Origin of the sequence: Streptomyces lanatus (assembly GCF_014655715.1) — a bacterium.
In the GTDB taxonomy this organism is placed as follows: Bacteria; Actinomycetota; Actinomycetes; order Streptomycetales; family Streptomycetaceae; genus Streptomyces; species Streptomyces lanatus.
The window spans coordinates 186,379-204,749 of record NZ_BNBM01000015.1; the positions used below are offsets into that span (position 1 = coordinate 186,379).

Genomic DNA, 18,371 nt, shown 5'->3' on the forward strand with positions numbered 1-18,371 from the left:
TAGCGTACGGGCCGGGAGGGCGATCCCACCCGGCCCGCGGCCAACCACTGTGCTACTCCTGCCTACTCGTCCCTCTCGTCCCTACTCGTCGCCGCTCACATCGTCCGCGAGTCGTGCCACCCGGTCCATCCACGGCTGCCCGTCCACGGCCGCGGACGGCAGGGCCGTCAGCCTCGGCAGCAGCTGGGCGGTGAGGAGGGTCGACAGGGCCGAGGTGTCGGCGCCGGTGCCGTCGGTCCGTACGACCACCGGCTGCGGGGCCCTGCCGGCGAGCTTGGCGCCCACCTCCAGTCGGCGCCGAGCCAGTTCGTACTGCAGGACCGCGCGGTTGTCGCGGTAGGCCTTGGCGAGGGCGCGCTGCGCGCGGGCCTCGTTCTCCGCGGCGATCAGGCCGCTGCGGCCCCGCGTCTCGATCTCGAACCGCACGCGCTGGGCGTTGGTCTCCTGCTGCTCCAGGAGCTGGGCCACCTCTTCGCGGGCCCGGTTCAGCGCAGCCCTGACCTCGACGATCCGGGCGTCCCGCACCTTCTTGGCCCGCTCGATGTCCATACCCAGCTGGTCGATCCGGCGCTTACGGATCAGGCCCCACTCCTGATCGTAGGCGGTGCGCTCCTTGGCGATCCGCTCCCTGGTGGCCAGGTGCTGCTGGTACTGCGTCGGCAGCTGGACATCCGGGATGTTGGAGCCGGTGATACGCACGCCGTAGCCGGACAGTTGGCGGTTGAGCAGCTCCTGCATATCGGCCACGTCCGAGCCGCGCAGATCGTAGGCCCGCTCGGTGCGCATCTTCCGGGCCCGCTGGCGGATCGCGTCCTGTACGGCGCTGGAGAGCACCAGGTCGAAATTGCCCGCGCCGATGGTGCGGACGAACAGCACAGCGTCGGTGATGCGGAACTTCAGGAAGAACTCGATGGAGCGCAGCGGCACGTTCTCCTGGGTGGGGCAGGCCATCACCGGTGCGGAGTACGGGATCTCGGTGGCGGTGTCGACGACGAAGTCGACCCGGGACCAGGGGTGCCACAGATAGTGGCGGCCAGCGTCCAGGGTGCGGGTGACGGCGCCGTAGCGGGTCAGCACGCCGTGGGTGCCCTGCTCGATCTCCACGATCGAGGAACGCCACCACCACAGGACGCCGATCAGCACCAGGACGGCACCGCCGGCGAAGCAGAGGGCGGCGAGGGTGCCGTAGGCGAGCTCCCCGGCGGTCGAGTCCGCCTCGCCCAGGGACAGCACCAGGCCCGTCAGCAGGGCGTATACGCCGAGCCACAGCGGCAGCATCCACCACACTCGGCGCCGGTGGCGGGGGATGATGACCGGGATCAGGGTGTCGGCCTCGCCGCCGCGCAGCAGCCGTGCGATATCGGTCCAGGGGGCGACGGCTTCGGAGATGACCGACCGTCGGTTGGTGCGGGCGCTGCTCACTGGTCGGCCTCCTCGGCGGGCTCGGACGGGTCGGTCGAGACGGATGCGGCGGGCGCGGTGGAAACGTCGGTCGCCACGGCCTGTTCCGGCACCTGCGGCACCGTGGGCCGCTCGGCGGCGAGCAGCACGCCGATCTCCGCCTCACGCGCGGCGATCCGCTCGGACACCTCGCTCAGCCGCGCCCGTACGGCGGCCATGTCCTCGTCGCTGAACAGCTCCGTGCCGCGCTCGCCGACCAGTTCACGGGCCAGCTCCAGGAAGTCGATCCCGGCGACGCCGCCGTCCGAGGCACCGCCGATGCGCACCAGGCGCGGCAGATGGTCGGCGACCTGCTCCAGGGTGTCCAGGACCTGCTGCTGGTAGCGGTACTCCAGGATCTCCGGCGCCTCCGCCGCCGTGACCGCGCGGATGTCGAGGGCCTGGGCCTCCAGGAGGGCCGCGTTGGCCTTCGCCTCCGACTCGGCCTGGACATAGCGCTGCCGGGCGAGGGCCTCGGCGCGGTTGGTCTCGCGCTCGACGGCCGTGTCCATCTGCGCCTGGTACTGGGCGATGTCGGCCTGGATCGCGGAGAGCGTCTCCTGGCTGGAGGCCAGTTCCCGGGTGAGGTCGCCCTCGTCCTGCTCCTTGCGGAGCTGGAGCGCGTACTCGTGGGTGTACGCCTCCTTGGCCACCCGCACCATCTCGGGCGCCGCCAGGTCCATGCGGTAGCGCTGGTCGGAGGGCTCGGCGTGGGTGATGTTGGCGTTGGTCAGCTCGACGGCCGGGCGGAACTGCTGGTTGAGCTGTTCCAGGAGACGGCCGCTGTCCTCGCCGACCATGTCGTAGATTCCGGCGGCCTCCTGCTCGTAGATGAGGCTGCGGATGGTCTCGCTGACGGCGTTGCTCAGCTTCTCCTCGAAGCCGCGCACCGCGCCCAGGGTGTAGACGAACTCGGTGGGGTCGCTGATCCGGAACTGGATGAACAGGTCGATCGACGCCTTCACGCCGCCCTTGGTGGGCGCCTCGCGCACCGGCGCGTTGAACGGGTACTCGCGTGTGGTGTTGACGATGTACGACACCCGCTTCCACGGGCTCAGCAGCACGACCCGGCCCGGTCCGACGACCTTTTCCAGCTTGCCGAACTTGGTGATCAGCGCCTGGCAGCCGTCGGGCACCATGACCATGCCCTGGCGCCACCACACGAAGCCGACGGCGAGGACCGAGACGACCCAGTAGTGCACGCCGAACAGCGGGTTGGTCAGGACATCGGCTCCGGCGGCGCCCACGATCGACGCGCCGATCACGCCCAGCACGAGCAGTGACAGCACCGGCAGCATGGAGACGAACGAGCGGCCCTTGGGCATCACCATCGGGCAGATGGCGTGCACCATCTCGGTGCCCTCACGCACCTGTTCGCTGCGGCCGAGCGCCTCTCCGGCCTCGTCCAGCGGCACCGTCTTCTGCCGCATGACGGTGGCGGTGGCGCCGCCGCCCTGCTCCCGGGCGGCCGGGAAGTCGGCCGGGTCCAGGCCCCAGCCCTCGGCGTCGTACTCGGTGCCGCCCTCCGCGCGTCCGCCGGCCTGTCGCCGCAGTTCGTCCCGCGCGGCCTGCCGCGGATCGGTACCGGATACGACGGCGTCGGCGACGCGCTGTGCGCCCTGCTTCGCGCGGGCTCGCGCTCGTGCCACGGTTCCCCCTTGTGTTCCCCAGCCCGTTGGCCGTGGGTCCTACTGGTGTTACACCGGTCGAGCCGATGTGGTTCCAGTCATCCCACAACATGATCCGGACAAGGGTAAGGGGGGCACCCTTGACAGTTACCCGGCGGTAGTACTGCCGGGATCCGGAAGCGACCGGACGCTAAGAGGCCTGGCCCTGCGCCTGGGCGGTGTCGTCGACGGAGTCCTCCTGGCTGCGGTTCGCGTCCAGGTTGGCCTTCATCCGGTCGACGCGCTGGACGATTCCGACGGACGCGCGGTCGCGCTCCTTGCGCAGCACGACGAAGCTGATCGGGGCCGAGATCACCAGGGCTAGCATGATGATCCACATGCCGTTGGAGTCGCCGAGGCCGCGCGGGGCGAGGCCGGAGTAGACGAGGCCCCAGACGACCACGAGGCAGCCCGCGAAGATCCCGAGGCGCATCAGCGTGTAGCGGAGCATCTCAATCCAGTCTTCCGATTCCAAAAAGGGCCACTGTCCAGTGAAGCACGGTCGGCCCCCGATCTTGCAGGGGGGTGCGCGGCACCGGCCTCAGTGCAGTGGCAGCAACATGATGACGTCGTCGCGGTCGTCGCCCGGCGCGACCCGGATGGCGTTCGGGATCCGGCCGACCTCCTTGTAGCCGCAGGAGCCGTAGAAGCGCTCCAGACCGAGTCCGCCGCGGCAGGTGAGCCGGATCGCGTCGACGCCGTCGAAGGTCCGGGCGCTTTCCTCGGCGGCCGCCAGCAGGTCGCGGCCGTAGCCCCGGCCCTGGTGGCGGGGATGCACCATCACTGTGTACAGCCAGATCCAGTGGGTCATCAGCCGGTGCGAGTTGAAGGTGAGGAACGCGGTCGCGGCGACCCGTCCCTCCTCGTCGTGGCCGACGAGGAGCCTTCTGCTTCCGTCGGCCATCGCGGCGAACTGGCGCACCAGTTCCGGCCGGATCTCCTCCGGTGTCACCGGCGGGACGAAGCCGACGGCTCCGCCCGCGTTGGAGACATCGGTCCACAGGTCGAGGATGCCGTCACGCAGGGCGGGAGTGACGGCCGGGTCGAGTGTGAAAGTAAGGGACACCGGCTCATCGTACCTATTACCGACCCGCGGACGGGGAGACTTCCGTCGCACTCAGAGACGCATCGGTTGCGGCGACTCCCGGCGCGCCGCGTCCGGACCGTCGTACTCCCGGATGATCTCGTACCGGGTGTTCCGCTCCACCGGCCGGAAGCCGGCGTCCCGGATCAGGTCCAGCAGATCCTCACGGGTCAGCTTGTTCGGCGTGCCGTAGTTGTCCGCGTCGTGGGTGATCTTGTACTCGACGACCGAGCCGTCCATGTCGTCCGCGCCGTGCTGCAAGGCCAGTTGCGCGGTCTGGACGCCGTGCATGACCCAGAAGACCTTGACGTGCGGGACATTGTCGAAGAGCAGACGGGAGACCGCGAAGGTCTTCAGGGCCTCCGCGCCGGTCGCCATCTGGGTGCGCTCCTGAAGGCGGTTGCGGACCTTGCCGTCCTTCATGTCGACGAAGTCGTGCTGGTAGCGCAGCGGGATGAAGACCTGGAAGCCGCCGGTCTCGTCCTGGAGTTCACGGAGCCTGATCACATGGTCGACCCGGTGCTTCGGCTCCTCGATGTGGCCATAGAGCATGGTGCACGGGGTTTTGAGGCCCTTCTCGTGCGCCAGGCGGTGGATGCGCGACCAGTCCTCCCAGTGGGTGCGGTGGTCGACGATGTGCTGCCGGACCTCCCAGTCGAAGATCTCCGCACCGCCGCCGGTGAGGGACTCCAGGCCCGCGTCGATCAGCTCGTCGAGGATCTCGGAGGCGGACAGCCCGGAGATCGTCTCGAAGTGGTGGATCTCCGTCGCCGTGAAGGCCTTCAGCGAGACGTCCGGCAGGGCGGCCTTCAGCTCCCGCAGCGAGCGCGGGTAGTAGCGCCACGGCAGGTTGGGGTGCAGGCCGTTGACGATGTGCAGCTCGGTGAGGTTCTCGCCCTCCATCGCCTTGGCGAGCTTCACCGCCTCCTCGATGCGCATCGTGTACGCGTCCTTCTCCCCCGGCTTGCGCTGGAAGGAGCAGTACGCGCACGAGGCCGTGCACACGTTGGTCATGTTGAGGTGACGGTTGACGTTGAAGTGGACGACGTCGCCGTTCTTGCGCGTGCGCACCTCGTGGGCGAGGCCGCCGAGCCACGCCAGGTCGTCCGACTCGTACAGCGCGATGCCGTCCTCACGGGTCAGACGAACACCCGCCCTGACCTTGTCCTCCAGCTCACGCTTGAGCCCGACATCCATGCGTGCACCTCTCTCGATCAGACTCCGTCAACCGTACGCCCAGCCCTGTGGGCGTCCCCCTGGGCTCCTCAGACCTCCTCAGGCAGCCCGCCCACCCGGTTCTCCCACTTCGTGGACAACACGATGGTGGTACGGGTCCTGGAGACACCCGTGGTCCCGCTGAGCCGCCGGATGATCTTCTCCAGTCCGTCGACGTCCGCCGCGCGCACCTTGAGCATGTAGGAGTCGTCGCCCGCGATGAACCAGCAGTCCTCGATCTCGCCCAGGTCCCGCAGCCGGTTCGCCACGTCCTCGTGGTCGGTGGCGTCGGAGAGCGAGATGCCGATCAGCGCGGTCACGCCGAGTCCGAGCGAGGCGGCGTCGACGGTGGCGCGGTAGCCGGTGATGACTCCGGCCGCCTCCAGCCGGTTGATGCGGTCGGTGACGCTGGGGCCCGACAGGCCGACGAGGCGTCCCAGCTCCGCGTAGGAGGCCCGGCCGTTCTCCCTCAGGGCCTGGATGAGCTGCCTGTCCACCGCGTCCATGCGATTGAAAGCCTTCCGCTGAAGAGGTCTGACGTACTTGCTGAACTGAGCCTTGAAGTGATGAGTGCTACTGCAGCCGCGTGATGCGGTGGTGTGCCGCTCAGTCGGTCCGGGCGCCTCCGCCCAGTTCGCCCTTCCAGCGGCGGTAGAGCCGGTGCTCGACGCCCGCCGCGTCGAGGACGCGTCCGGCGACGAAGTCCACCAGGTCCTGGATGTGGGTGGCTCCCGCGTAGAAGGCGGGCGAGGCGGGTACGACGCTCGCGCCCGCGTCGTCCAGTGTCACGAGGTGGCGCAGCATCTGCCCGTTCAGGGGCGTCTCCCGCACGGCGACGACCAGGGGGCGCCCCTCCTTCAGGGTCACGCTCGCCGCCCGCTGCAGCAGGTCCTTGGACAGCCCGAGGGCCACTCCGGCGACACCGGCGGTGGACGCGGGCACGATCAGCATGCCCTTGGTGCGATACGACCCCGAGGACGGCCCGGCCGCGAGGTCCCCGGCGTTCCAGTACCGGACGCCCTCGATGTCCACGTCGAAGGTGCCGGGCTTGCCGTCGGCGCCCCGGGCGAGCCACTCCCGCAGGTCGTCCTGCCAGTGGGCGTCCCGGAAGGAGATCCCCGTCTCGTCCAGCAGGGTGAGCCGCGACGCCCGGCTGACGACCAGGTCGACGCTCTCCCCGGCGTCAAGGAGCGCACGCAGCACGGCGGCGGCGTATGGGGTACCGGACGCCCCGGAAACCCCCACGATCCAAGGCACTCGCTGCGTTTCTCCTGCGTTCACACCCTGAGCCTACCGGCGGGCGGGGGGACGTTCAGGACCGGTCCGTGTCTGGGGTTCCGGAAAGGCATACGCCCGCCGGGGCGGCACTACCGGCTTGGCCTTCGCCGTGGCGGCCGGCCTCCCGCTAAACCGTCAGCCCCCGCACCAGCAGATCCAGCAGCGCGCACACGAACAGGGCGATCCCGATGAACCCGTTGACGCTGAAGAACGCCCTGTTGAGGCGGGACAGGTCATGGGGCCGGACGATCGAGTGCTCGTACACGAACGCGCCGGCGACGATCAGCAGGCCCAGCCAGAAGAAGGCGCCCGCGTCGGTGGCGAGGGCGTACCAGGCGAACAGGGCCGTGGTGACGGCGTGGCAGACCCGTGCTCCCCAGATCGCTGCCGGGATGCCGAAGCGGGCCGGCACCGACATCACGCCGACCTCGCGGTCGGTGTCGACGTCCTGGCAGGCGTAGATCAGGTCGAAGCCGCCGATCCAGATGCCGACGGCGAGGCCGAGGATCACCGCGTCCCAGGACCAGGTGCCGGTGATGGCCAGCCAGCCGCCGACCGGGCCCATCGCCTGGGCGAGACCCAGGATGGCCTGCGGGAAGTTCGTGAACCGCTTGCCGTACGGGTACACCACCATCGGGATCACGGCGATGGGGGCGAGGGCCAGGCACAGGGGGTTCAGCAGGGCCGCCGAGCCCAGGAAGATCACCAGGGCGATCAGGGCGCCCGTCCAGGCGTGCCGGACCGACATCGCGCCGGTGACCAGCTCGCGATGCGCGGTCCGGGGGTTCCGCGCGTCGATCTCGCGGTCGATGATCCGGTTGACGGCCATCGCGAAGGTCCGCAGGCCGACCATGCAGATCGTCACCAGGAGCAGCCGGCCCCAGTGGATGTTCCGGTCCAGCTGGAACATGGCCGTCAGCGCGGCGGTGTACGCGAAGGGCAGCGCGAACACCGAGTGCTCGATCATGACGAGGCGGAGGAACGCCTTGGTGCGTCCTGGCTGCGGAATCGCGGCGGAGGCGCTGCTCACAGTCCGTACTCCTTCCAGCGGCGGTCGACCTTCGCCGCCGTCTCGGGGTCGGACTCCACCATGTCCGGCCAGCCGCCGTCGCGCGTGTAGCCCTCCTCGGGCCACTTCTTCGTCGCGTCGATGCCCGCCTTGCCGCCCCAGAACTGCTGGTAGGAGGCGTGGTCGAGATGGTCGACGGGGCCTTCGACGACCGTGAGGTCACGGGCGTAGTCGGTGTTGCCGAGGGCCCGCCAGGAGACCTCGTGCAGATCGTGGACGTCGCAGTCGGAGTCGACGACGACGATCAGCTTGGTCAGGGACATCATGTGCGCGCCCCAGATCGCGTGCATCGTCTTCTGGGCGTGCTTGGGGTACTTCTTGTCGATCGAGACGATGGCGCAGTTGTGGAAGCCGCCGGACTCCGGCAGGTGGTAGTCCACGATGTCCGGGACGATGATCTTCAGCAGGGGGAGGAAGAAGCGTTCCGTCGCACGGCCGAGGGGTCCGTCCTCCGTCGGGGGGCGGCCTACGACGATCGACTGGAGGAGGGGTCGGCGGCGCATCGTGACGCAGTCGATCTTCAGCGCGGGGAAGGGTTCCTGCGGGGTGTAGAAGCCGGTGTGGTCGCCGAAGGGGCCCTCCGGGAGCATCTCCCCCGGCTCCAGCCAGCCCTCCAGCACGACCTCGGCATGCGCCGGCACCTGGAGCGGGACGGTCTTGCAGTCGACCATCTCGATCCGCTTGCCCGCGACGAAGCCGGCGAACAGATACTCGTCGATGTCACCGGGAAGCGGGGCGGTGGAGGCGTACGTCACGGCGGGCGGGCAGCCGAAGGCGATCGCGACCGGCAGCCGCTCGCCCCTCCGCGCCGCCACCTGGTAGTGGTTCCGGCTGTCCTTGTGGATCTGCCAGTGCATGCCGATGGTGCGCTTGTCGTGGCGTTGGAGGCGGTAAAGGCCCAGATTCCGTACGCCCGTCTCCGGGTCCTTGGTGTGGGTGAGCCCCAGGTTGAAGAAGGAGCCGCCGTCCTTGGGCCAGGTGAAGAGGGCGGGCAGCTGGTCGAGGTCGACGTCGTCGCCCGTGAGCACGACCTCCTGGACGGGCCCTTCCTTGGCCTTCTTCGGCGGCACGTGCGTCATCGCGCCGAGCTTGCCGAAGGCCTCGCGCACACCGACGAAGCCGTGCGGCAGCTCGGGCTTGAGCAGCCCGCCGATCTTGTCGGAGATGTCGCCGTACGACTTCAGGCCGAGGGCCTTGAGCAGCCGTCGGTCGGTGCCGAAGACATTCATCGCGAGGGGCATCGAGGAGCCCTTCACGTTTTCGAAGAGCAGCGCGGGACCGCCGGACTTCTGTACCCGGTCGACGATCTCCCCGACCTCCAGATATGGATCGACCTCAGCCTTGACACGCTTGAGGTCGCCCTCGCGCTCCAGCGCCCTGAGCAGGGAACGAAGATCGTCGTAAGCCATGGGGTCAAGTATCCCCGAGCGGCTACCCTGGCCCTGAACCCGGGGGCCGCGCCCCCGGCCCGACGACCGTTTCGCTGGAGAGGACCCATGCTCCGGGTGCTGATGTTCCTCGTGCCACTGGCGCTGAGCGTGTACGCGTTCATCGACTGCATCAGCACGAAGGAGGAGGACATCCGCCACATGCCCAAGCCGCTGTGGGCGATCCTCGTGCTGGTGTTCCCGCTGGTCGGCTCGATCTCCTGGCTGATCGCGGGCAAGAAGCGCAGCCCCGCGGCGGAGGGTTGGTCCGGCGTACGGGACCGCGGCGGCAAGGGCCGGCAGTGGGTCGCGCCGGACGACAACCCCGACTTCCTGAAGTCCCTGGGCGACGACGACAAGTCCACGGACGAGGACGACGACAAGAACAAGCGCGACGAGCCCTGACCGGACGTCACCTCGGTACCAGGGCTCCGGTCAACTGCCGGACCCTGGACAATTCGCGGCGAATTTTGACACGGTGAGGTGCACCGCCCCGCAATCGAACGCGTGGTCGATGCCCCCTGGGAGTACAGCCGTGACTGCCACCCCTGCCCCTCCCCCCGCCTCCGCCTTCTACGTCGCCCAGAGCCCGTTCTCCGACCCCGGCGACCTGGTGTCCCGGTACGCCGGTCTGCCGGCCGATCCGGCCGGACTCGCCCGTGTCGTACGCGATCTGATGATCCATCGCGGAGAGGGCGAGCTGTTCGGCCACACCCACCCCACGGACCGGCTTCACAACGACGCCGAGACCCGCTACGTCGACGACATCCTGCGGATCCTCGTCGACCGCGACGACGCCCCGCTCGGCCGACGGCGCGCGACCGGCGACCGGTTCGTCGGCGTCTGCCGGGACTTCGCCCTGCTGCACTGCTCGTTCCTGCGCCACATGGGCGTCCCGGCGCGTATCCGGTCCGGCTTCGCCGACTACTTCAGGAAAGACGGCTCGGACGACTTCCATGTCGACCATGTCGTCACCGAGTACTGGGACGACAAGCGCGGCGCCTGGCTCCTCGCCGACGCCCAGCTCGCCGACCCGGCGATCACCGGGAACTGGCATGTCGACTTCGACCCGATGGACGTACCGCGCGACCGTTTCCTGGTCGCGGGCGAGGCCTGGCGGGCGATCCGCGAAGGCGGCGCCGACCACAGGGCGTTCGGGCTCCATCCGCCGCAGGAGGGGCCGTTCTGGGGAGAGCGGTTCGTCGCGGGCAACGTCCGGCTCGACCTCGCGGCGCTCAACAAGGTGGAGACCCTGCTGTGGGACGTCTGGGGCGAGGACGACGGCGAGCCCGGGCAGCCGCTGTCGGACGCGGCCCGTGAGCTGTACGACCGTGTCTCCCCCGTCGTGTGCGGCGAGGTGTCCCACGAGGAGGCGCGGCGGCTGTTCGCCGAGGACGACACCCTGCGCACCCCGGACACGGTGACCTGCTTCGCCCCGTTCAACGGCGAGAGCCTGGTCACGCTCCGCCGCTGAGCCGGCTCACCCCCGTCCGCCGTTGCCATGGCACTCCCGTCACTGGAGAGTGAGGGCATGGGTCGGACAGAGGCACACGGCCTGCTCGGCACCGCCCTCGCGGAGGCCAGGGCCGGGCTGGCGGAGGGCGGCATCCCGATCGGCGCCGCGCTGTACGGGGCCGACGGGGTGCCGCTGGGGCGGGGACGCAATCGGCGGGTGCAGGACGGGGACCCCTCCATGCACGCGGAGACGGCCGCCTTCAGGGCCGCGGGACGGCAGCGGACGTACCGCGGCACGACGATGGTCACCACGCTCTCGCCGTGCTGGTACTGCTCCGGACTGGTCCGGCAGTTCGGCATCTCCCGGGTGGTGATCGGCGAGGCCGTCACCTTCCGGGGCGGGCACGACTGGCTGGCCGAGCACGGTGTGGAGATCGTGCTCCTGGACGACCCCGAGTGCGTCGCGTTGATGCGCGACTTCATCGAGAAGAACCCGGCTCTCTGGAACGAGGACATCGGTGCCTGAACCCCGTATCCCCACGATCGACCTCCGCCCCTGGGTGAGCGGCGACGCCGAGACCCGCGCGGCCATCGCCCGCACCGTCGACGAGGCCCTGCAGACCGCCGGTTTCCTCCTGGTCACCGGGCACGGCGTGGACCCCGCCCTGCGCGCCCGTATCCGCACCGCCGCCCGAGCCTTCTTCACGCTCCCCGCCGACGCCAAGGAGGCGTACGCGGTGAAGGTCGGCGGACGCGGCTGGCTCGGGCCCGGCGCGGAGGCCAACGGGTACGCGGAGGGCACCGAGACCCCGCCCGACCTCAAGGAGTCGCTGAGCTTCGCGACGCACGAGCCCTTCGAGGACCCGGCGGTCAACGCCGAGTGGTACGCGCCGAACGTCTGGCCCGGCGAGGTGCCCGAGCTGAGGGCGCTGGTCGAGGAGTACCTCGCGCGCATGGGCGAGCTGGAGAACCGGCTGCTCTCCCTGCTCGGCGAGGCCCTCGGCCTCGAACCCGACTTCTTCACCCGGCACATGGACCGCCCGACGTACGGCTTCAACATCAACTGGTATCCGGCGAGGGAGGTCCTCGGTGACCCGGAGCCCGGCCAGTTCCGTATCGGACCGCACACCGACTTCGGCACGGTGACGGTCCTCGACCGGCAGGCCGGCAAGGGCGGGCTGCAGGTCTACACGGACGACGGCGGCTGGGAGGACGCGCCCTACGACCCGGAGGCCTTCACCATCAACATCGGTGATCTGATGGCCCGCTGGACCGGTGACCGGTGGCGGTCGGGACGGCACCGGGTGCTGCCGCCGCCCGCGGACGCGCCCGCCGAGGAACTGATGTCACTGGTGTACTTCGGGGAGTGCACTCCCGGCACGCGCGTGGAGTCGGTGCCCGCGCCGGTGGGGCGGGTGGCGTACGAACCGGTCGACTCGCATGTGTATCTGCGCCGGCAACTGGACTCGATCACCGTCGACTGATCCGGCCGGGGGCCGGTGATTCGGCTGATCGGCGAACCGTTTCTGAGTATGGGTTGCCTCGTTGGGCGGGATACCACCCTTTCGGGTGCCCCTGCCGTGAATGGAGCCGCCCGTGCGAATCACTGACATCCAGCGCTGCGACGTCCGGCCCGGGCGACTCGTCGAATGGACGCTCAGCTCGGCGACCATCGCGACGGCGACGGGCCTGCCGGAGGACTCCAGGCCACCGGCGTACAACCAGGAGTCGCATCTCAGGACGGCCCGGACCATGCGGGACGACGGCATGTTCGCGCCGACGTGGATCGGCGCCGCCTTCGACATCGCGGGCCGGGCCGACCTCGACGCGCTGGAGGAGGCGCTGCGCCGCTGGACGCTGCGGCACGAGACGCTGCGCAGCGGCTTCCGCTGGACCGGCGAGAGCGGCGACGGGATGCGCCGGTTCACGCTCGACGCGGACGCGGTGTCCCTGCAGCGCACCGAGGTGGGCGACTTCACCGATCCCGAGGACCTGGTGCGGCATCTCCAGGACCGCTTCGACGCCACGGCGGACGCGCTGCGCTGGCCGAACCTGATCTACACCGCCGTCGTACGCGACGACTCCACCAGCGTGTACATGGCCTTCGACCACAGCAATGTCGACGCCTACTCCATCTACCGCATCCCCGCGGCGATCCACGAGCTGTACGCGGCGGGTTCCTCGGGCCGGGACATGGAGCCCTCGCCGGCCGGCAGTTATGTCGACTTCTGCGAGATCGAGCGGACGGACGCCGACCGGATCGACGAGAGCCACGACATCGTCGCCCGCTGGCGGGAGTTCATCCGCCGCTGCGGCGGGAAGCCGCCGGCCTTTCCGGTCGACCTCGGCCTGGATCCCGAGGGCCCGCTGCCGACTCAGAAGCTCGTGTGCGAACCGCTCACCGACCCGGACGCCGCCGCCGCCTTCGAGGCCTACTGCCGCCCCTACGGTGGCAGCGCGGTCGGGGTGCTGGCCGCCACCGCCCTCATCGTCCACGAGATCGGCGGACAACCCGTCTACCGCACGGTCGTGCCCTTCCACACCCGGGTGAAGTCACGGTGGTCGGACTCCGTGGGCTGGTACGTGGGCGGCGCCCCCGTCGAGATCCCCATGACCGAGGCCCGCGACCTCCCCACCGCACTGCGGACGGCCCGTGACGCGCTGCACGCCAACCGCCACATGGCCCGCATGCCGCTCCCCCGGGTCCTCAGACTGCTCGGCACGGACTTCCGTCCCACCTCGCCCGACCTCTACTCGACCGTCTCCTACGTGGACACCCGCGACATCCCCGGCTCCGAGCACTGGGTCCGGCAGAAGGCGAGCGGCCTGATCAGGGTGTCCTACGGCGACCAGCTGTGCGCCTGGGTCACCAGGCTCCACGAGGGCCTGTGGTTCGCGGGGCGCTACCCGGACACCGATGTCGCGCAGAAGAACATGCGGCTGTACGTGGAGCGGCTGCGGGACATCATCGCCTCGACGGCGTAGGTCTCCCGTGGGCCGCTTCAGGGGCTCTCCAGCACCTCGATCAGCCGCTCGAAGCGGGCCCGCCAGCGCTGCTCCGTCTCCGCCTCGCCCTGGAACTCATGGGTGAAGCGGAGCGCGGTCCCGTCGTCGCCGTCCCGTTCCAGGTGAAAGCGGATCCGGCCGCCCTCCACCGTGTACTCGGCGACCCGGTCCACGTCCCAGGCGGTGATCCGCCCGCCGCCGAGGTCCCGCAGGTCGATCGCGCCCCCGAGGCGTGGTTCGAGGGTGTCGACCGGGGTGCACCAGGCCGTGAGGCCCTCCGGGGTGGCGAGCCGGGGCCAGACCGCGTCCATGGGGCGGGGAAGCCGCACCAGGAAATGCAGGATGTGCGTGTTCCCGTGGGTCTGGCTGGTGCCCTGCTCGATGGAACCGGTCATGACACCAGCCTGGCCCCGGCCGGGGCCTTTGTCACACGCTTACGGACCGGCCGGGGCGGTCACACCCCGGCGTACGAGTGCTTGCCCGAGACGAAGATGTTCACGCCGTAGTAGTTGAACAGCCAGCAGCCGAAGGCGATGAGGGCCAGGTAGGCGGCCTTGCGGCCCTTCCAGCCGGCCGTGGCGCGGGCGTGCAGGTAGCAGGCGTAGGCGACCCAGGTGATGAAGGACCAGGTCTCCTTGGGGTCCCAGCCCCAGTAGCGGCCCCAGGCGTCGCCCGCCCAGATGGCGCCCGCGATGATCGTGAACGTCCACAGCGGGAAGACGGCCGCGTTGACGCGGTACGAGAACTTGTCGAGGGACGCCGAGGCGGGGAGCCGGTCCAGGACGGAGTTCGCGAAACGGCCGGGGGTGCCGCCGTTCGCGAGCTTGTTCTCGTAGCTGTCCTTGAAGAGGTAGAGCAGCGTCGAGACGGCGCCGACGTAGAACACCGCGCCGCAGAAGATCGCCGTGGAGACGTGGATGTACAGCCAGTACGAGTGAAGGGCGGGAACCAACTGGTCGCTGGCGGTGTACAAGACAGTGACGGCGAGGCCGAGATCGAGGAGGACCGTGGTGACCAGGAACAGCCCCAGCCAGCGCACGTTCTTCTTCAGGGCCAGCAGTGCGAGGTACACACCGACGGCGACCGTGGAGAAGGTGATGTTGAACTCGTACATGTTGCCCCACGGCGCCCGCTCGACCGACAGGGCCCGTGTGAGCACCCCACCGAACTCGATCAGGAAGGCGAGGACGGTGAGCGAGATGGCGATACGCCCGTAGAGGTCGCCCTGCGCGTCACCCCCGTGTGCCCCGGGCCCGTCCGGCACGTCCCGCTGCCCGGCCGTGGCCCGCACGACGACCTTCGGCCGTTCCAGTACGGCCGTGGAGCCGCCCTTCTTCACGGTGACGGCGGGTGCCTCGGCCTTCTTGGCCTTGGCCGGGGTGAGCGCGGCGGCCGTGCGGCCGACCTTGCTGCGGCTGCCGAGGAGCCATTCGGCGATGTAGGCGAAGAAGGCCAGGGTGTAGACGGCCATCGACGAGTAGATCAGCGTGTTGCTGATGTTCGCGAGGTTTTCGTTGGTGGCGGCGGCCAGCTCGGTCGCGGCGGCGAGAGTCACTTGGTCTCAGCCCCTTCGGCGGGTGCGACTTGGGGGTCGACTTGAGGGTCGGGGGAAGCTTCGGATTCTGCGGGGTCGTCGTCGGGGTCGGCTGCCCCCGGCGCCTGCTCGTACAGGATCGCGGCGAGATCACCGAGCTCCTCGGGCACCTTGGCGGACTCGCTGCGGCCGAGGCCGGCCATCTCGACGACCGTGACACCGTCGGCGCCGGTGGTGGCCCGCACCCACACACGGCGGCGCTGGATGAACAGGGAGGCGGCGAGACCGAAGATCGCGGCGAGGGAACCGGCGAGGGCCCAGCCGCTGCCGGGCTGGCGGGCGACCTGGAAGCCGGCCCACTCCTTGATCTCCTTCTCGAAGGTGATCGTGCCGGCGCCGTTCGGGAGCTTCATGGTCTCGCCGGGTTTCAGGTTCTCCCTGACCTGCTTGCCCTTGGCGTCCTTGAAGCCCTTCAGGTTCTTCTTGTCCAGCTGGTACACGCTCTGTGGGATACCCGCGTCCACACCGAGGTCGCCGTGGTAGGCCTCCAGGTTCAGCACCGGGTTCAGCAGTGCGGGGAACTGCGAGGCCAGTTCGTTGCCCTTGACGTAGGTGGGCAGGAAGAAGGCCTGGAAGCCGAGTTGCTCCCGCTCGCCCTTGGCGTTGCGGTAGCCGTCCATGACCTTGATCGCACCGGTGGAGGTGACATTTCCGTCGAGAGGAAGGAGGGGTGCGGCGTCGCTGTAGACGACGGTGCCCTTGCCGTCGCGGATCGTGATGACGGGAGCGTAGCCATGGCTGACGAGGTAGACCTTCGAGTCACCGATCTCCAGCGGCTCGTTGACCTTGATGGTGGACTTCCGCTCCTTGCCGTCGGCGCCCACGCTGTAGGTGACGTCCGCCTTGTAGACACGCGGGGTGCCCCGGTTGGGGCCGGATGCCTCGTAGGTGCCGACGAAATTCTTCACCTGGAAGCTGAACGGGTCGAGGTCGTCCTGGCTGAAGAGACTGCCGGACTTGAAGTCGTCGTACTGGGTGAGGGTGTTGGAGAAGCCGTCGCCCTCGACGATCAGCTTGTTGCCCTCGGACTTGAAGAGCTGGCCCCAGGCGAAGGCGATCAGCATCACGATCAGCGCGATATGGAAGGCGAGGTTGCCGACCTCACGCAGATAGCCCTTCTCCGCGGCGACGGCATCGCCGGAGGCGTGGGCACGGAAGCGGCGCTTCTTCAGCAGGGCGAGCGCGGCGGCGCGGACCTCCTCGGGCTCGGCCTCGGTGCGCCAGGTGGTGTAGGCGGGCAGCCGGGTCAGCCGCTTGGGTGCGCCTGGCGGACGGCCCCGCAGCTGGCCGACGAACTGCCAGGTGCGCGGGACGATACAGCCGATGAGGGAGACAAAGAGCAGGATGTAGATCGCGGAGAACCACACCGAGCTGTAGACGTTGAAGAGGCCGAGCTTGTCGTAGATCGGCGCGAGGGTCTCATGGGCCTTGCGGAACTCGGCGACCTTCATCTCGTCGATGCCGGTCTGCGGGATGAGCGAGCCGGGGATCGCGCCGAGCGACAGCAGCAGGAGCAGCAGCAGAGCGACCCGCATCGAGGTCAGCTGCCGCCAGAACCAGCGGGCCCAGCCGATGACTCCGAGGGACGGCAGACCCGGCGCTTCCTCGGTGGGGGCGGTGGAGAGCTGGGAGCCGGCGGCGTCCAGGTCCTCCTCACCGGCGGCGGGGGCGGCCTTGTCGGTCGTGTTGCTCATCGATCAGATCCCCACAGTGAAGCCATTGGACCAGACCTGCATCTCCTGCACGATGCGGTCCCAGGCGCCGGTCAGCAGCAGCGCGCCGGTCGCGATCATCATGATGCCGCCGATCCGCATCACCCAGACGTAGTGCCGCTTGACCCAGGCGAAGGCACCGAGGGCCTTGCGGAAGGCTACGGCAGCGAGCACGAAGGGGAGACCAAGGCCGAGGCAGTAGGCGACGGTGAGTAGGGCGCCCCGGCCCGCGCTGCCCTGGTTGGCCGCGAGGATCGTCACGGAGGAGAGGGTGGGCCCGAGACAGGGCGTCCAGCCGATCCCGAAGAGGGCGCCGAGCAGCGGAGCGCCGACCAGCCCGGTGGCCGGCCTGGTGTGGAAGCGGAACTCCCGCTGGGTGAGCCAGGGCATCAGGCCCATGTAGAAGAGGCCCATGAGGACCATGAGGACACCGAGGACCTTCGTCAGAACATCCTTGTTCGCCTGAAGGGTCTCGCCCCAGAAGCCGAACAGCGCCCCGCCGGAGACGAACACGACGGTGAACCCGATCACGAACAAGGAGGCACCGGCGACCATCCGGCCCCGCCGGGCCTCGGCCAGATCGGTACCGCTGACGCCGGTGACGTAGGAGAGATAGCCGGGCACCAGCGGCAGAACGCAGGGAGAGAAGAAGGAGACGAGTCCGGCGAGCAGGGCGATCGGCAGCGCGAGCAGCAGGGCGCCGCTCATCACCGTCTGGTTCGGCCCGTCGGCGAGCAGGGTGACAGCGCTCACGTCACTTCTCCGCGAGGACGGGCTTGATCATGCTGCGCAGCCGTTCCTCGCTCAGCGGCTGCAGCGCACGTGCGGCGATCTTGCCGTCCCGGTCGATGACGAGCGTGGAGGGGATCGCCTGCGGGTTGAGCGTGCCCTTGCCGAAGCGGAGCATCTGCTTGCCCGTGGGGTCGTACAGGCTCGGGTAGGTGACCCCGAACTCCTTCTCGAAGGCCTTCGCGGGGGTGGTGCTGGTGTCACGAGTGTTGATGCCGACGAACTCGACGCCCTGGTCCTTGACGTCGTCGTAGACGGTCTGGAAGTTCTTCGCCTCGGCGCGGCAGGGCGGGCACCACGATCCCCACACGTTGATGACGAGGATCTTGCCCTTATAGGTGGCGGTGTCGAGTTGCTTGCCGTCGATGGTCTCGCCGGACAGGTCCGGCGCCGCGGCGCGCTTGCCCTGGGTGGCGGTGTCGATGCCGTTGTTACCGGTGACGAAGTTGGTGTCGCCGCCGCCACCGGACGTACCGCCCGAGGTGCACGCGGACAGGGCCAGCGCGGCGGCTGCGGTGCTGGTGACGGCGAGCAGGGCGGTACGGCTACGGGCGCGACGGGCGGCACTCATGTGAAAAGTTTCGCATGCCCGTTCCGGGGATCTTGCGCACCCCCCTCCCGGACGTAAACCCGCA

General features: G+C 69.3%; 19 protein-coding genes. 5 read left to right on the plus strand and 14 right to left on the minus strand.

Annotation, left to right across the window (positions count from 1 at the left end):
- Window positions 1-81: 81 nt before the first annotated feature.
- From IE325_RS32885 to IE325_RS32925, 9 genes are all read right to left on the minus strand, one after another.
- The gene (locus tag IE325_RS32885) at window positions 82-1,422 is read right to left on the minus strand and encodes an SPFH domain-containing protein (RefSeq protein WP_190073759.1); all 1,341 of its coding nucleotides are present in this window, start codon (window positions 1,420-1,422) and stop codon (window positions 82-84) included.
- Window positions 1,419-3,089 carry an SPFH domain-containing protein gene (locus tag IE325_RS32890; RefSeq protein WP_229912168.1) on the minus strand — a complete coding sequence of 557 codons (1,671 nt, stop codon included), beginning with the start codon at window positions 3,087-3,089 and terminating at the stop codon, window positions 1,419-1,421. The genes IE325_RS32885 and IE325_RS32890 overlap by 4 nt, the downstream gene beginning before the upstream one ends.
- A 169-nt stretch (window positions 3,090-3,258) precedes the next feature.
- The gene (locus IE325_RS32895; protein WP_190073760.1) at window positions 3,259-3,558 is read right to left on the minus strand and encodes a DUF4229 domain-containing protein; all 300 of its coding nucleotides are present in this window, start codon (window positions 3,556-3,558) and stop codon (window positions 3,259-3,261) included.
- 90 nt (window positions 3,559-3,648) lie between these two features.
- Window positions 3,649-4,173: a GNAT family N-acetyltransferase gene (locus IE325_RS32900; RefSeq protein ID WP_190073761.1), complete on the minus strand. Its 525-nt coding sequence runs from the start codon at window positions 4,171-4,173 to the stop codon at window positions 3,649-3,651.
- 51 nt (window positions 4,174-4,224) lie between these two features.
- Window positions 4,225-5,388 (minus strand): aminofutalosine synthase MqnE, encoded by a 1,164-nt coding sequence (gene mqnE, locus IE325_RS32905; RefSeq protein WP_190073762.1) that lies wholly within the window; start codon window positions 5,386-5,388, stop codon window positions 4,225-4,227.
- A gap of 68 nt (window positions 5,389-5,456) precedes the next feature.
- On the minus strand, window positions 5,457-5,912 hold the full coding sequence (locus tag IE325_RS32910) for an Lrp/AsnC family transcriptional regulator (protein ID WP_190073763.1): 456 nt from the start codon (window positions 5,910-5,912) through the stop codon (window positions 5,457-5,459).
- Between the two features lie 100 nt (window positions 5,913-6,012).
- Complete coding sequence (locus IE325_RS32915) at window positions 6,013-6,663, minus strand: UbiX family flavin prenyltransferase (protein ID WP_190073764.1); 651 nt, start codon at window positions 6,661-6,663, stop codon at window positions 6,013-6,015.
- Window positions 6,664-6,811: 148 nt separating this feature from the next.
- On the minus strand, window positions 6,812-7,714 hold the full coding sequence (gene mqnP / locus IE325_RS32920; RefSeq protein WP_190073765.1) for a menaquinone biosynthesis prenyltransferase MqnP: 903 nt from the start codon (window positions 7,712-7,714) through the stop codon (window positions 6,812-6,814).
- Entirely contained in the window at window positions 7,711-9,162 is a 1,452-nt protein-coding gene (locus IE325_RS32925) for a menaquinone biosynthesis decarboxylase (protein ID WP_190073766.1), read from the minus strand. The genes mqnP and IE325_RS32925 overlap by 4 nt, the downstream gene beginning before the upstream one ends.
- An 87-nt stretch (window positions 9,163-9,249) precedes the next feature.
- On the opposite strand from IE325_RS32925, the gene IE325_RS32930 reads away from it, so the two are divergent.
- The 5 genes from IE325_RS32930 to IE325_RS32950 all read left to right on the plus strand — a co-directional run bounded on the left by IE325_RS32930 (window position 9,250) and on the right by IE325_RS32950 (window position 13,620).
- Window positions 9,250-9,585, plus strand: coding sequence for a PLD nuclease N-terminal domain-containing protein (locus IE325_RS32930; protein ID WP_190073767.1), 336 nt, complete (start codon window positions 9,250-9,252; stop codon window positions 9,583-9,585).
- Between the two features lie 130 nt (window positions 9,586-9,715).
- Window positions 9,716-10,654, plus strand: a complete 939-nt coding sequence (locus tag IE325_RS32935; protein WP_229912169.1) for a transglutaminase-like domain-containing protein — start codon at window positions 9,716-9,718, stop codon at window positions 10,652-10,654.
- A gap of 57 nt (window positions 10,655-10,711) precedes the next feature.
- Entirely contained in the window at window positions 10,712-11,161 is a 450-nt protein-coding gene (locus IE325_RS32940; protein ID WP_190073769.1) for a nucleoside deaminase, read from the plus strand.
- Window positions 11,154-12,119: an isopenicillin N synthase family dioxygenase gene (locus tag IE325_RS32945; RefSeq protein ID WP_190073770.1), complete on the plus strand. Its 966-nt coding sequence runs from the start codon at window positions 11,154-11,156 to the stop codon at window positions 12,117-12,119. The genes IE325_RS32940 and IE325_RS32945 overlap by 8 nt, the downstream gene beginning before the upstream one ends.
- Before the next feature lie 112 nt (window positions 12,120-12,231).
- Window positions 12,232-13,620 (plus strand): condensation domain-containing protein, encoded by a 1,389-nt coding sequence (locus tag IE325_RS32950; protein WP_190073771.1) that lies wholly within the window; start codon window positions 12,232-12,234, stop codon window positions 13,618-13,620.
- A 17-nt stretch (window positions 13,621-13,637) separates the two neighbouring features.
- Here IE325_RS32950 and IE325_RS32955 read toward each other — a convergent pair whose 3' ends face one another.
- The 5 genes from IE325_RS32955 to IE325_RS32975 are packed head-to-tail and all read right to left on the minus strand — an operon-like array spanning window position 13,638 to window position 18,307.
- Window positions 13,638-14,036 (minus strand): SRPBCC domain-containing protein, encoded by a 399-nt coding sequence (locus IE325_RS32955; RefSeq protein WP_190073772.1) that lies wholly within the window; start codon window positions 14,034-14,036, stop codon window positions 13,638-13,640.
- A 59-nt stretch (window positions 14,037-14,095) separates the two neighbouring features.
- Window positions 14,096-15,196, minus strand: coding sequence for a c-type cytochrome biogenesis protein CcsB (gene ccsB / locus IE325_RS32960; RefSeq protein ID WP_190073773.1), 1,101 nt, complete (start codon window positions 15,194-15,196; stop codon window positions 14,096-14,098).
- Entirely contained in the window at window positions 15,193-16,929 is a 1,737-nt protein-coding gene (gene resB / locus IE325_RS32965; protein ID WP_190073774.1) for a cytochrome c biogenesis protein ResB, read from the minus strand. The genes ccsB and resB overlap by 4 nt, the downstream gene beginning before the upstream one ends.
- A 3-nt stretch (window positions 16,930-16,932) precedes the next feature.
- On the minus strand, window positions 16,933-17,655 hold the full coding sequence (locus IE325_RS32970) for a cytochrome c biogenesis CcdA family protein (RefSeq protein ID WP_190073833.1): 723 nt from the start codon (window positions 17,653-17,655) through the stop codon (window positions 16,933-16,935).
- A gap of 46 nt (window positions 17,656-17,701) precedes the next feature.
- A complete protein-coding gene (locus IE325_RS32975; RefSeq protein ID WP_190073775.1) occupies window positions 17,702-18,307 on the minus strand; it encodes a TlpA family protein disulfide reductase in 606 nt (201 codons plus the stop codon).
- Window positions 18,308-18,371: the final 64 nt, after the last annotated feature.